Source organism: Parabacteroides sp. ASF519 (assembly GCF_000364265.2).
GTDB lineage: Bacteria > Bacteroidota > Bacteroidia > Bacteroidales > Tannerellaceae > Parabacteroides > Parabacteroides goldsteinii.
The window spans coordinates 261269-276003 of record NZ_AQFV02000006.1; the positions used below are offsets into that span (position 1 = coordinate 261269).

Genomic DNA, 14735 nt, shown 5'->3' on the forward strand with positions numbered 1-14735 from the left:
TTTAAAATTTAACATTCAAGCCAATTGTATAAATTCTGGCAACAGGATATGTTGTATGATCCACTCCCTGATATAATCCGCTTGTATTCTTATTTACTTCCGGATTCATTCCCGGATAAGAACCTACAGTAAACAGGTTTTGAGCACTTCCATAAACACGTATTCCCTTGATATAAGGATTTGATTTCATCGGAATCGTATATCCCAACGTGATATTCTTTAACGTTATGTAATTATTCTTGAATACCCAACGAGAATTGGTATATCGGAATAATTCCGTCGTACCTGTTCTTGTTCTCGGAATATTACCGTTACCTGGATTATCTTCTGAGCGCCAGCGTTCTGCGACTTCCTTACGAACATTGAATACACCGTCTATATTTTCCGTCCATTCATAAGTTCCGTCTATAATGTCTCCGCCTAATGAACCGGTAAATACAACGCTCGCGTCAAAATCTTTCCATGAGAAAGTATTCGTCATACCGAAAATACAATCCGGATTCGGATCCCCAATGAAAGTACGGTCATTGTTATCGATAATACCATTTCCATCCAAATCTTTCATACGGACAGTACCGACCATAGAAGAGGCATGTTTAGGTCCGGCTTCATATTCTTCCTGAGTCATGAAAACGCCATCATAGACGTAGCCGTAGAACAGACCTAATGGTTTACCGACTTCCGTACGGTTGTAATCTTCCTGATTGTTATTACCGCCAATCGGCGTATTGTTCGTACCCAGCTTCATTGCTTTATTACGGTTAAATGTCAAATTCAAGCTGGTATTCCATTTAAACTTGCCTGTCATATTCTTCGTTTCCAAGCCAACTTCATGTCCCCAGAATCTGAATTCACCAATATTGGATTGGATGTTTTCGAATCCGGAAGAATAAGGAATATCAATCTGATACAACAAACCATCCGTTTTCTTCCAATAGTAGTCATAAACCAAGAATACACGGTCATTGAATAATCCTAAATCCACACCGAAGTCGAGCTGTTTGGTTGTTTCCCAGGTAAGGTCCGCATTACCGATACCACTTGTTCCACGTCCGGCAGAAATTCCGTTATTGAAGACATAGTTGTAAGTTCCGATTGTAGCCAAATGATTATAGTTACCGATATTATAGTTACCTACGATACCATAACTTCCACGTAATTTTAAATAGCTCAACCTATCGAATCTCTCCATGAAGCTTTCATCCGAAGCAATCCAACCGGCAGAAACAGAGGGGAAATTAGCCCACTTCGCATTCATACCAAAACGAGAACAACCATCCCGACGGAAAGATACAGACAGTAAGTATTTACCCATATAATCATAATTGGCACGTGCCAGATAAGAGATCATTGCCCATGAACTTCTATCACCTTCACCGACCTTTGTTGTGGCGGCATTGAACCAACCCACTTCATCATCAGGATAATCTGATGCATTGATTTTTGCATTTTCAGAGGTCGTCTTCTGAGTTGAATATCCGAGCAAAAGATCAACATTATGCTTATCCGCAAATGTCTTATTGTAGGTCAACATATTCTCGATCAACCAATTCACATATTTACTGGTACCATAAGAACCGACAGCCGGTTGAGGAGGAGCAGTGAACATGGCACCATTTGCAATAGAAGGAACCCATGATTCGGTTTGATCCGATCCCAAATCAGCATTTGCGCTGATACGATATTTCAATCCGTCTATAATTTTGACATCTGCATAGGTATTGAGAGTACCTCTCATTCTCTTTTTCGGATCGTCGCGTTCATTCAGCACGAGATAGAAGTTCGGATTGGCAAACATACCCGGTTGTGAATAAGATATCGGATATGTCCCGTCATCATTCTTGTATTTCAACTGTGGATCCATCAAGAAGGCAGAACCAATTATATTACGTCCGCCGCCCAATCCGGGAATAATCTGCCCGCTCATATAAGAACCTGATAAATTCAAGCCAAACGTTACACGGTCCGAAGCTTCATAGACATTATTGGCACGTGCCGAGAAGCGTTCCGAATAGGTATTGATAATAACACCATCCTGCTTATTGTAGTTCAGGTTCACAGCCGATTTCACTTTTGTAGTTCCTGACTGCAAACTCAAGTTATAATTCTGCGTCAATGCAGTCTGCAAAAGTACATCGTACCAGTCCGTACCATTCTGCAATGAAGAAGGATTCTGATAACATTCGGGAACTCCTCCGGTATAGCCTTCATACTTAGCCTGGTCTTCATAATACTCTTTTTTGAACTGGGCAAATTCCTGTGCATTCATTACATCGGGACGTCCTCTTTTTGATACTTGTGTTGCACCGAAATAAGCACTGAACTCGACATCAGTTTTTCCTTCTTTTGCTCTTTTAGTCGTTACCAGGATAACACCGTTGGCAGCCCTGGAACCATACAAAGAGGTAGAAGCAGCATCTTTAAGGATTGTAATATTTTCGATTTCTTCAGGACTTATCGACTCCAGTCCTGTACCTTCATTCGGAGTGATCGGGAATCCATCTATTACTACAAGAGGGCTGTTACCGCCATTCACTGAAGCAGCGCCACGGATACGGATAGCCATACCACCACCGGGTTCACCGTTTGCCTGTGTAATCTGTACTCCAGAGAATTTCCCCTGCATTTTCTGACTGATATTCGGAACTGGGATATCTTCCAGCTCCTCATTATTCAATTTGCTCATGGAACCAGTTACCGCACGGGCTTTCTGAGTACCATAGGCCACAACAACAACCTCATCCAGAGCTTCTGAATCTTCCGAGAGCTTTACTGCAAAAGTAGTTTGATTACCAACCACGATGTTTTGTGTATTATAACCAAGATAAGAAATTTGTAGTGTTGCATTACGAGAAATATCCAAAGAAAATCGTCCGTCTGCATCTGTAACAGTTCCGTTTGTTGTCCCCTTCTCCAAGACATTGGCACCGATAACCGGTACTCCCTCTTTGTCTGTTACAACACCCGTAATTTTCTTTTGTTGCTGACTAATTGTTATTGACACATCCTTCAAATTGGAGTCATTAGCCGCATATACATTTGCTCCTGAGAGCATGCTTAAAAGTAATAATGGAAGTGTGGACTTTAATATAGGAGTATATTTACCCCCCCCCCCCCGTTAAACATTTTTTCATACTTATTTCACATTTGTTATGTTATTAAGAATAGAGTATTTTATCAGTCTTACCTGATATGTTTAAGATTATCAAAATTGTACTTTGTATAAATTTGATACTAGTGCTTTCAATTACAATTAGGGCATAGGCATATTACATTTAAAGTTAAACATGATAGATTCTTTGTATTATATGGCCAGTATATTTACAACAACAAAAGTATTCACTCGAAAATAAATATTGTTTAGAAAAATGACTTTAAATGTTATAAAAATGACAGAATGGTTCTTTTTGTACAAAACGCCCTATACACTTAAGTTTTATAGACAATAAAAGACTTTTATAAAGGACAATAAATAACATATATTTACACACAAATAAAGATAGCCTGCCGGTATCGTTAGATGGGATACCTACTATATTGATACCCATACAATAGACATAGGTATGCTTACACAGACTATGTACCAACCCGGATTCAAACGGGCACAATGCAATTATCCCCATCGGTCAACAGGTCGGTCACGTCGTATGTATAATATCCCAACACCTCGCATTCCGGCATAGCTGTAGTTGCAAAGAAGGTGAATGGCTTTTATATTCATTAGTCTGCCGTAGAAAACAGGCGGACGATCAGATCGAAATTGGAATCACGGAAAGAAGTTTCCCACGGGGTCGTATCCGCTTGTTCATTGCGGGACTTGAGCATTCCGGAGGCTTTTTCCATCTCGCCGCGGTAAACGGCTGCACACCACTGGGTAATCCGGTTTTCAGGGAAATCCGTTTCCCAGGAGGCAACCATACGGTCCGCTTCCGCTTCTTTTCCCAGCTCACGCAAGGCCAGTGCAGTCAGGAGATTGCCGGAACCAAACCGGGAACGTGACGTTTTATAACCGGCCACAGACGACAAGAGTGTCGCTGCTTTTTGGTTATCCCCCTGCCCCGTCAAGGCTTTTGCTTCCAGATAATCTTCCAGACGGCTATCGATCATATCGTCATAAGGTTTGCCTACTCCCAGGTTTTCGGGCCATTCCTTTGAGGCTTCCACATTTCGCATGACCTGCCTGTAGTTTTTCCGGCTCAGCTGTTCCATTGCCTGGTAGAGGTTAGCGGCACGATAAACGGCACGTCCGGCATACGAGCCTTCATTCGGAAGCACCTGCATCTTGTTCAGTAAGGAAATGCAAGGCTGGTACTGGCCTGTTTCACATAAAGCCTTTGCATATTTCAGGCCGATATAATAATTAGACGGATATTTCTTTATGTACTTCTTTCCGGTCTCTACAGCCTGCTGCCATTGGTTGTTCGCAGTATACTGATTTATCAATGCAAACCCTGTACGCCATGACATTCCGACCTGCTCCGCTTTCAGCAAGTCTACCAACCGCTCTTCACCACTCTTCAAAGAAGCACGGCTCAGATAGAAGGGGGCATAACCGGTCTCCCCGCAATCATTGAACAAAGACAATGCTTTCTCCCTGTTTTGATTTACCCAGTAGATCAAGCCTTTATAATAACTGATCTTCCAGTCGGGACGCACGGTTGCGGCCCATTCCAACGCTTTCAAAGAGCCGGGGCGGAAAGGGAAGACCATCTCCGGAGAAACTTCATTAGCACGTTGCAGCACGCGAAGGCTTTCATCGTCATTGCCTGTCCGGTGCAACAGGTAAGCCTGTTTGTAGAGGGCAACCGGATAGTTGCCGGCACAGGACAAGAGAGACAAAGCTTCTTCTGTGCAACCGACCGACTCATACCATTCAGCCAACTCCATATAAGTTTCAAAAGGAAGTTCGTTGCGTATCAATGACTGAAAATCATCTATCGGATGCCCGGAGCCGTCGCCCTGATAGAGTTGTTCAAAACGTGCTGCATGGTACAACGGAAGCTCTTCCAGCAACGGATCGATAAGCGCTTTTGCTTCCGGCAACCGGGCTGTCTTACGATAGACTACCATTAATACCTGATCCGCACTCAGGTTGCGTTTATTAAACTCTTTGCTCTTCAACGCATACTGTTCCGCCTTTGTCCAGTTACGGTCGATCAGATACATCTCTGCCAGCTTCTCATAAGCTGCACTGCGCACGGAGGGGGAATAAGACGCTACCGAGAAACCGTCTTTGGCATCCGTGTTATTTCCTAAAGCCATATTACACAAGCCATACAAATAATTGGTTTCACCCTGATACGTATTGATGCCAAGTGCCGTCCGGCAATGCGCCAATGCCTCTTCATAACGTCCCTGACGGTAATACAAAGAAGCCAGGCTTGTCAGTGCCGGAAGGAAATAAGGGTCTGCTTTCAGAGAGGCAGCCAGATACCTCTCCGCTTTGTCATAGACCTTCTGATTCATCCATTGTTCACCCTGCGTATAAAGACCATATACCGAGTTCCAGTCAAAATCGGCAGGCAATTGTTTCGGGCGACTGGTGATGTTATCCGAAGGTACCTCCGAATAAACCAGCAGGTCTTCGCCAACAACCACTTTCAGGTTTCCCCGGGCTACAGCCCCATTCAACGGAATGGAATCTTTCCAGGTCTCCAATACGCCACAGGCCAATGGGAAAGAATGCACTTCCTTTCCATCGCCGTCATACAACTTTAAGGTCGTGGAAAGTTGCTGTAACGGGGAGAAATATAATTTCAGATAACCATCCTCACGCAATACATTCAATGCCCCGACACGGCCGGCTTTCGACACGCCTTTGATCCCCTTTACCGGGAACCAGTATTCTGTCCAACGGTCTGTCGCCTGAGGGCCGAAAGCGGTATGCTTATAAGGAGTAAAACCACTGTTGGAAGCAGGCTGGTTATACATACGGCCGGATTGCAATTCGATGTACTGCCCGTCGGTATCGGTTAACAGATCTTCCCAGATACCACCTTCACGGGACAGGCCCCAAAGGAAAATCTTCATCCCCAGTTTCTCATCATAATCCGCATGATGGATAGATCCGAAATCATCATCGTGCCAGTAAGCGCCATAGAAGTCATTGTATTTGCCCAGTACATGATAAGACTTCGAGTTTCCGAAATCATTCTTTTCATACCAGGAAATATCGCGTCCCTGTTCGTCGAGCGGGAACGAATGGAGTTCGCCGCCATGACCGATATAATTGGTTCCCGGATAACAGAACTGTGCATTTCCGGCCGCCCGATAACCGGCATTCATCCACTGGTAATAAGGCTGATCGATGGAAGATCCATTATGCCAGGTTGTCGTGGTAGTAAAATAAGCCTTGTCTTTCGGCAGATTCACTTCCACAGTCCAAAACGTACGGGTCACCAGGTCGTAGGAAGAGACGTAGCAGCTTACACTGCCATCGTTCTTCTGTTGCGTCAGGTAATCGACAGGTGTGCTGGAGGTCGGCGCATGGCCTATTATACCGAAATTAAATTCGATACCGCCCGAAGTCCAGGGTCCGCGCATGGCAATATCACGGAACTTCACCACATGGTTATTATAGATAAACTCCTTTCCGGAGGTCTTATCCACAGCTCCCCATATCTTCCCTCCGATCTCCGGGAAAAGGGTCAGGCGGATATAGTCGTTTTCAAGCGTAACGACTTTCCACTCCTTGTCTATTCCTTTGGCAGAGAATCCGTCGAAACGGAAATAGGGATAAAACAAGTCGGAAGGATCGGCCACCGGATCGGGGTCGGAGAACGGGTAGGTTTTTACTGTTTGCAACGTTTCCGTTACAACCGCCTGCTGCTGTGCTGATAATGGTTGCAACATAATTGTTGCAACTAAAAGAAGGATTATATTACTTTTCATATAATGATATTTAGGCTAATAATACTGTTGAAATGCCGGAAACAATGTTTCTGACCACTTGACGCAGGGTCGAAATGGAATTCACAATGTTTCTGGCAGGTTCACCCAGGGGCGAAATCAAATTTACAATGTTTCTGGCATATTTACTCAGGGTTGAAATGGAATTTACAATGTTTCCGGCAGGTTTACTCACGGTTGAAGTGGGAGAAACATTGTTTCCGGCACTTCAACCCTAAATCACCTCAGTTATTTTTGTTGCACACTAATAATCAACCCTTTTCCTTTAGGGACAGTGATCTCATCTCCCGGTTTCCAGGTTGTTTCCGGTTGGAAATTCTCTATTTCCGGGGCATACAACGTTACTTTCGACGGATCCAGGCCAAGCGCCGTCCAATCCACGGAAAGAGTCACTTTAGCATCCGTATCTTCCCAGGTTGCCAGCGAGATCAATGTTTTTTCTCCTGTATGGCGGTAGATAGTCGCCAATGTCTTTTCGCTGTTTGTCTTCACCGGATTATCTTTCACCCAGTAGCCGATCATTTCGCTGTGCTGCATACCGAATGAATCCCATAACTTCCACAACGGGCCGTTATCTACACGCGGACTGCGGCCGGTCATGCCATACAACATGCCCCGCCACGGGTTGCCGCCGCCTTCCAGCATTTCCCCCATCAGTCCGTAAGGAATACCTGAAACCTCAATCAACCAGAACTCGGGAGGAAAATCATAATTGAAATACTCGCCGAACCACAGGCGGTCGAGATACGGGAAATGTTCGAGATAAAGGTTCGCACTGTTGGCAAAGCCGTCACGCTCATTATACTGGTTTGCCGAATGCAGGTCAATCATCGCGCCCGGATTCGTGCGGTTCATGATCTTTCGGATACGCTTCATCGTCATGCGGTCAAATGCCAGGTCATCGATATACAAGCCATCGATACCCACGTTCTTTACCAGCCAGTCGAGGCCTTCCAGATAATAATTATGCCAGCGGGAAACGCCGCTGTTTACGATTGCCGCATCTTTCAGGTGGGGCACAAACCAGGCGCCGATGTAATTCTGGTCCAAATGTTCCTGCAACCAGGAGAAACCGCCGCCGGGACCTTCCGAGAAAATCTCATTCCCCAGGCTGCGCAAAGCGAACATCTCCACACAACTGTTGGACAGTTCGCGAACCGTATTATAAATCTTCACCTTCATATCCCGGGCATGCGCTCCGTCGATATAAGCCTTCATCTCCTTCGTCCGCAGGAACGGATAGTTGATAAAAGGATTGATGCCGTTTGCATGATGTATATTAATCACATTAGCACCCACCTTTTCAACCTTCTCTATAAAATCATAACTATGATAATAACGTTCGCGCCATTGCTTATCCGTATCGATCGGACGGAACGGGGTGATGGCGATATTGAAATAATAATACAGTCTGTCTCCCTTCTTTACCTCCCGCTTCCCGGAATAGGCATTGATCCGTGTACCGTCGGCAGCCCTGTTGATATCGATGCCGCCGTTTCCGTTATTGCACCAGGAAACGGGCATATGCAGCGGTTTCTGGTGATAGAAATTCGTATTCAACGGACGTTCATATGTATTGTCGTAGAAACGGATCTGGAGGCCAGCATTGACATCGCCTACCCAGGGGCCATCCTGGTTTTTCTCCACGTTCCATTTCCAGCGGAGGTCTTTCGGGCAATAACCGCCTTTCTCTCCCAGCCCCATCATATAACGTCCTATGCCGGGTGCCAGATGCGTACGCAGTCCTATATCTTCCACGGAAGCATCTTCGCGGGCAATGAGCGTCACTTTATATTCGATATTCCCATCCGATTCCATCTCCCCTTCCAGGTCCATCAGGAAACGGCTGTTCTGGTTCAAAGCCTTCCAGGCGATAGCTCCCTGTTTGTGCTTTGTGATCTCAAAGTTCAGATTCTCCCAGGCACCGCCATCCGCTGCCAGTTCCATCGGAGCAGACAAGACAGACCGTCCGTCGGTTCCGATTCCCGTCATCGTTTCCTTAAAATAACTGGTAATGCCGGCAGGCAATCCCAAGGACGAAAGCGTAACCTCACGCCCCAGGCAACCGATTGTCTTATCTTTCATCACCAACGGCGTATAAGGAGCGATCACCTCGTCATCAAAACCTATCTGCGAATTGAGCCACCGCAGACGGGAATGGCGCCAGGGCTCGTTATCACCGTGATTCGCTATTACATTTTCAGATACACGCAAGGAGACCTGCACCGTTTTACTTTCCGCATTGGCAGCAGAGACCGTCACCGTCCCCTGATAGGTTCCCGAAGAAAGATGCTCCGGCAGTTGTGTACCGATCCATAAAGCCTGTACCTTACCCTGTTCGACGGAGCAGTTCTTCTTAAATACTGTTCCCGTCACATCCGTCCCTTCCGTATTGAAACAGGTAAACGAAGAGGCGGGTATCTGCTCGCCGGTCACAGCATTAGACAGAGCCGAAAAGTCCACATGCAGATTCTCCACATCCGTACGGGCCGCCCATACGCCCAGCTGGAATACATAATATTCGCCTTTATCGGCCTCTCCCGTAAAGGTATCGTGCCGGTCATCGGCAATCCACTTATAAGGGATATCGGTCGTCATGCGAATCGGATATTTCCGGTCCTCGGTAAACAAAATATAGTTCTCGGAAGGATGTTTTTTCAACAGGCGGGCAGTCTCGTCGGCCGTCGCGATCACCTCCATCGGATAAAAGCTATTCAACTGGTCGATCGCCTGGAACTGCACGATCCGGGCAGCCGGAAGTGAAGGAGCTTTCTTGCCCGACAATTTATTTTTCTTTACCCAGTCGGCCGAAGCGGTATTCTCGAAAGGAGGATAATTGACAGTCGGATAATAACGGCTGCCGCTCATCACATTTTTCAGGTAATAAATGTAATACTCTCCCGGAACAGTCTGCGGCTGGAAAGCCACTTCCCCTCTCTCCCGGTTCACAGCGAAACGGCATACATTGGTAATCCGTTTTCCGGTCGTCGCATCCACTACGATCAGATTCTTATCTTCCGGATTCAGGTCACGGCGGCGCCATTCGATAGTAGCCAGTACCGCATCCGCCGGTTTTTCCACCGATACGACAACCCGGTGATTACCCAGCGAGTCGGCATCCCAGTTTCCCAATCCATACAGTTCATCGGCAGGTATGTTCTGAGCTTGCAAGCCTCCGAAGGTTAACAAACCCAACAATGTAAATAGTAATCGTTTCATATACTTAGTATTTAAAATTCAAATCCGACTGACCAGTATCATAAGTTTCTTACAACAGCGTTTATCCTCCACTTACCGGATAAACTTTTCCTTCGATAATTCTATTCATCAAAGATAATAATATCTTCTTAAGTAACTTATGTAAAACTTATTATCATTTACTTTTTATTGGCAGAATAACTGTTTCAACTCCTTTTACACTACTATTCCGACGGTACCCATATACACATGTGAAAGGAATCAGGACTGGTATGCAGTCCTAATCCCCTTCATATTTATTGTCGATGCTATTTTTCCAGATCTTCACATGGCATTTTTTCTTTAAACCTTCAGTCCATTGCCTGACATATTCAAACCAGGCATCCGCATCTTTATAACCAAAAGACTCCTTCATAGAAGTGAAAACGATATGATAACTAAATGAACACCTCCCTTCCGCCTGTATAATATACAAGTCATTGTATCGATCTTCAGTTTCCTGCCGGATCAAATCGTCAGGAAGAGAAATGGCTAACCCTACCGTTTCCTTAGCGTATTTAACCGTATCGCCTACAGGCCAGTCTGTTCCCCAACAAGCCAGCGTTCCCTTATGATCGGAATAAGACCGGGAATCCTTCATTTTCAGAAGTCCTGTACTAAACACCTCCTTTTTCAACGGTTCACTAAAATAAACCTGCACTTCACAATCGCGATGTCCTGCATACAAAATATAACGGATCGTCATCTGCAAATCGGAACCCTGGTATTTCCAGCGATGAGAACGAACATCTACCACCGTCCGGATCGGACCATAGGCACATATCGTTTCACTAAAGGCTTCCGCATTCTCTATATGAGTAGCCTGCACTCCATCCCAACCTTTCAACGTACCTAGTCCGCAACTATTCCCGACAAGCAGGACATCATCCCCATAGCCTTGGGCAAGCTGCTCATCTGTCGGATAAAACTGGCTTTTCTCAATCTCCAACCGTTTTGTGAACTTTCCGTAAATATCTACCGTCTGTTTCTTATCGAAATAAATACGATAAGCAACCAACTCCGATTCGAAAGCAGGACCATGATGATGCAGATGATCATAGACATAACTGGAAGCAGGGACCGTCAGCGACCGGACCGGTATATGTTTTCCTTTAGGGTCACTGATCAACATTTCTGCATAAACACGGGACGTATAATCATTTGGCTTATCAATAGAGAAGAATTCGATTCTGAACTCCTTTCGGGAGCGAGGCGGTATATCTGCTACAAAAGCCAGTTCATCCGCTAGCCCGTTCCCATCCAGATCATCCAGTTGGGAAGCGATTTCCCGCTCACCATCCCACACCCTTACCGACCGGACATCAAAATCAATGTCAATATCTTTCAAACCGACCACAACCGGTTCATCCTGTTTATGGATTTCCCAGTCATTTACAATTTCTATCTGCCGCACAATCCCGGCAGCAAAAAGCCCGGCCGGTAACTGAACAAAAACAATAAAACACAACCAATGACCGAACTTACTGAATCCCGATTTCATATACATAGCTCTTTTTAAGAAAACCCGGATGTACCTTCCAGCCTGTCCGGTACACCCAGACCGATTTATTCCATAAGTGCCGTAGCACACCAAAGATAAGGGGCCTGCCCGTGATAATCCCCCGCAATACGCGGACGATCATAATAATACTGTTTGTCATTTTTCTTATTCGTTCCTACACAAACCTCACGAACATCTCCCTCTTCATTAATATAAGGAACCAGTGCCAACCAGGCCCTGCGTGCAACCGGAGCATATTCTTTCTTATCCAGCCATCCCTGTTTTACACCGGTGATAATCGCATAAGCAAACATCGCCGAACCGGATGTCTCAGGCCAGCAATCCGATTGATCTATCAACTGATTCCACATGCCGTCCTTTCCCTGGTAAGCTTTCAAACTATCCATCATTTTACGATAACCTTCCAGTATCCGATCCCGGTCCCGATTATTCTCAGGCAATGCCTTTAACAGCTCCGCCATGCCCGCAGCCATCCAACCGTTCCCTCTTGCCCAAAAGAAGGGGACGTCGGGAGCATGATAAAACAAGCCATTCGATCGTTGTAACTCATCCAGGTAATAGACCATTTCACGGGCAGCACGGTCAATATATTTCTTCTCTCCGGTTACCCGGTATGCCTGGCTCTGCACGATCGTGATCATGAACATATCATCGATCCAAAGACGTGTCTGCCAGGAGAAACCTTTCTCTGCATTCCTCTTTTCTTCCGGTGTGGCATCTGTCGGCAACTCCCACTGCGTATCGGCATAAGGCATCCCCAGATCATAATATTTCTGCTCTTTAGTTACCCGGTAAAACTCCAGGGGCAGACAGCCGAACATGTTCAGATCGACATGGTTCTTGACCGGCAAGTAAGCTTTCTCCTCATTAAACAAAGGCTCAAAACGTTTCTCCAGCATTCCTGTCAATTCGTTATCGCCGGCGATCTGCGCATACTTCAAAGCCCCCAACCAGGTACAAACTTCCGCATAATGTATCCACTTTCCTCCGTGCAGAAAATGTTCTCCCGGTATAAAATGCCTGCCAAGCTTCGCCCCGATCTCTCTCGGAGTAAAACCTTCAGGAAAACTCGCCGGGTCAAGGCTCTCATCCGGTACTTCCCTGACCTGGCCGTTTACCTGGTCCGCCAGCGGCTTTACTTCCAATGGGAGAGAATGAGCGCCGTCTTTCCCTCCTATCAGCAGAACCAGAAGCAAACATAGAATTTGTCTCATATATTTCCTGTTTATCATATTTTACAAATTAGCCGGATTCTTACCGGGTTTCACCGGAGCCTGAACAGACAAATCCCCCCAGGAAGCGTTCAACACATTATCTGAAATAACAGCATCGGCTCCGTCGACCGACAGTTCATCCGACTGATTTCCAAATGACAATGCAAATGCATAAATAGCCTGTGCTACCTGAGTCAGATCAAAATCTTTCTCATTACCGGAATAGATCACATAATCCACCCAACTGTTCTCTCCGTCACCCCCTTTTTCCCAGTATCCTTTCAGATGATCAAAACGAGCTTCCAGCAAGCGAATAGCAGTCTTACACCCGGATGCTTCTGCTGTAAAAGCCACATTCTCCCTGACCGGCAGACTGACATCCAAATCTTTACAACTACCGAACTCAAAACGCAGACGAAGGTCTTTCGCTTTGAACTTCCCGTCCCGTATCCTGTCGATACTGATATGTTTATCACCGCCATTTGTTCCAAAGTTAATGACAGCCAACACCTTATTCTCCTTCTGCCGGGTAAAGACAGAAGCCGTACTGAAATCATACATATCATGAAGCAGGCGGACCTGTAAATAGTGAGCCATATTCAATTCGCCCCAGTAAGCAGTCAACGGACGGCGTTGGTTCCACATGCTCGATCTCGAAACAGAAGATAGGACATAGTTATCCGTCAGATAAGCCGTCCCGACAATCTGCGGTTCTTCCTTTTCAAAGATATCTGTCTCCGTACGCGGATAGTCAGGAGTCAGAAAATAAGACAGTAAGTTTTCCGGTATATGATGTTTAGTCTTCACATCTACTCTTTCCGGGTCATATCCCAGGTTTACTTTACCTTCGGAAGCCTCTTTCAATATGCCATAATAGGATGTCGACACCAGTGTCCGGTATGAACGGCTATGCGGGCCTGCCCACTGAGCCGACTTTTTATGGTAATGGCGTGCTATCATTTCCCAGCATTTCACATATAATTCATCAATCATCCGTTTAGCTTCCGGCTCGACGATATGGCGTTGCATACGGTTCAGTTCGTCGATAGCCACGATCGAATAAGTCGGACTGTTATATTCGGAAAAGCCACCTTTCTCCTGCGTATACTCATAGAACTTCTTCAACCGTTCATTGGCATACTCCTGCATTTCAGGCATATCAAAAAGATGAGAAGTGACATAGGTCACATAGGTTCCCATGATCGCTATATTCGTATAGCCGGGACCACAGTTTCTTTTCTGTACGGATTTAGCAGCCAGTACCAAGGCATTCTCTACCTTTTTCAACAGGGCGGCAGGTAGCTTGTCTTTATGCCCCATATAAATATCCAGCAAAGAGACAGCGTTGAAATCAGCCCAGTTATAATCGATCGGCGATTTCTTTGTTGCCAACGGCTCTTCTTCATAGTAAGGCCATATACCACAGGACGGAGAATTCGGATCGGTATCCTGCAAAGAGATCGTTTTGTCTATTACATCGAAAGCACGCTGTTCGTACTCCTTCATTCCGCAGTCCAGCAAAGAGACAGCATAATAAAAGGAAGCGCGTACCTCATGAAAAGTTCCGTTCATAGCATCAGTATGGTAGTTCCAGTCTTTGATTACCTTCGTAATCATCCTGCCTTCCAGATCATACCTTTTATCCATCTCAGCAATATTCTTCAATAATATCTGTCTGTCGAAATCAGAGACGGTTACCGGTTCATATTTGATATAACCGTCATTATATTGACCGCCGTTACTGCAAGACCAGCCAATCAGTCCTGCCAACAGGAAACATAAGGAAACATATATTCGGTTCATAAGTCGCCAATTTAAGTATTAGTAAAAAAGAAAGGCAACCGCTCTCTATA

At 45.5% G+C, this 14735-nt stretch carries 6 protein-coding genes; all 6 read right to left on the reverse strand.

Annotated features, from left to right (window positions below; translation table 11 throughout):
- Position 1: 1 nt before the first annotated feature.
- The 6 genes from C825_RS01345 to C825_RS01370 all read right to left on the reverse strand — a co-directional run bounded on the left by C825_RS01345 (position 2) and on the right by C825_RS01370 (position 14685).
- Complete coding sequence (locus tag C825_RS01345; protein WP_121719484.1) at positions 2-3055, reverse strand: SusC/RagA family TonB-linked outer membrane protein; 3054 nt, start codon at positions 3053-3055, stop codon at positions 2-4.
- Positions 3056-3720: 665 nt separating this feature from the next.
- The gene (locus tag C825_RS01350; RefSeq protein ID WP_010801099.1) at positions 3721-6891 is read right to left on the reverse strand and encodes a DUF5107 domain-containing protein; all 3171 of its coding nucleotides are present in this window, start codon (positions 6889-6891) and stop codon (positions 3721-3723) included.
- A 246-nt stretch (positions 6892-7137) separates the two neighbouring features.
- Positions 7138-10128: a glycoside hydrolase domain-containing protein gene (locus C825_RS01355; protein ID WP_010801100.1), complete on the reverse strand. Its 2991-nt coding sequence runs from the start codon at positions 10126-10128 to the stop codon at positions 7138-7140.
- A 259-nt stretch (positions 10129-10387) separates the two neighbouring features.
- Positions 10388-11647, reverse strand: coding sequence for a DUF4861 domain-containing protein (locus tag C825_RS01360; protein WP_010801101.1), 1260 nt, complete (start codon positions 11645-11647; stop codon positions 10388-10390).
- 65 nt (positions 11648-11712) lie between these two features.
- The gene (locus C825_RS01365; RefSeq protein WP_010801102.1) at positions 11713-12882 is read right to left on the reverse strand and encodes a glycoside hydrolase family 88/105 protein; all 1170 of its coding nucleotides are present in this window, start codon (positions 12880-12882) and stop codon (positions 11713-11715) included.
- A 21-nt stretch (positions 12883-12903) separates the two neighbouring features.
- Positions 12904-14685 carry a DUF8769 domain-containing protein gene (locus C825_RS01370; protein ID WP_010801103.1) on the reverse strand — a complete coding sequence of 594 codons (1782 nt, stop codon included), beginning with the start codon at positions 14683-14685 and terminating at the stop codon, positions 12904-12906.
- Positions 14686-14735 lie beyond the last annotated feature (50 nt).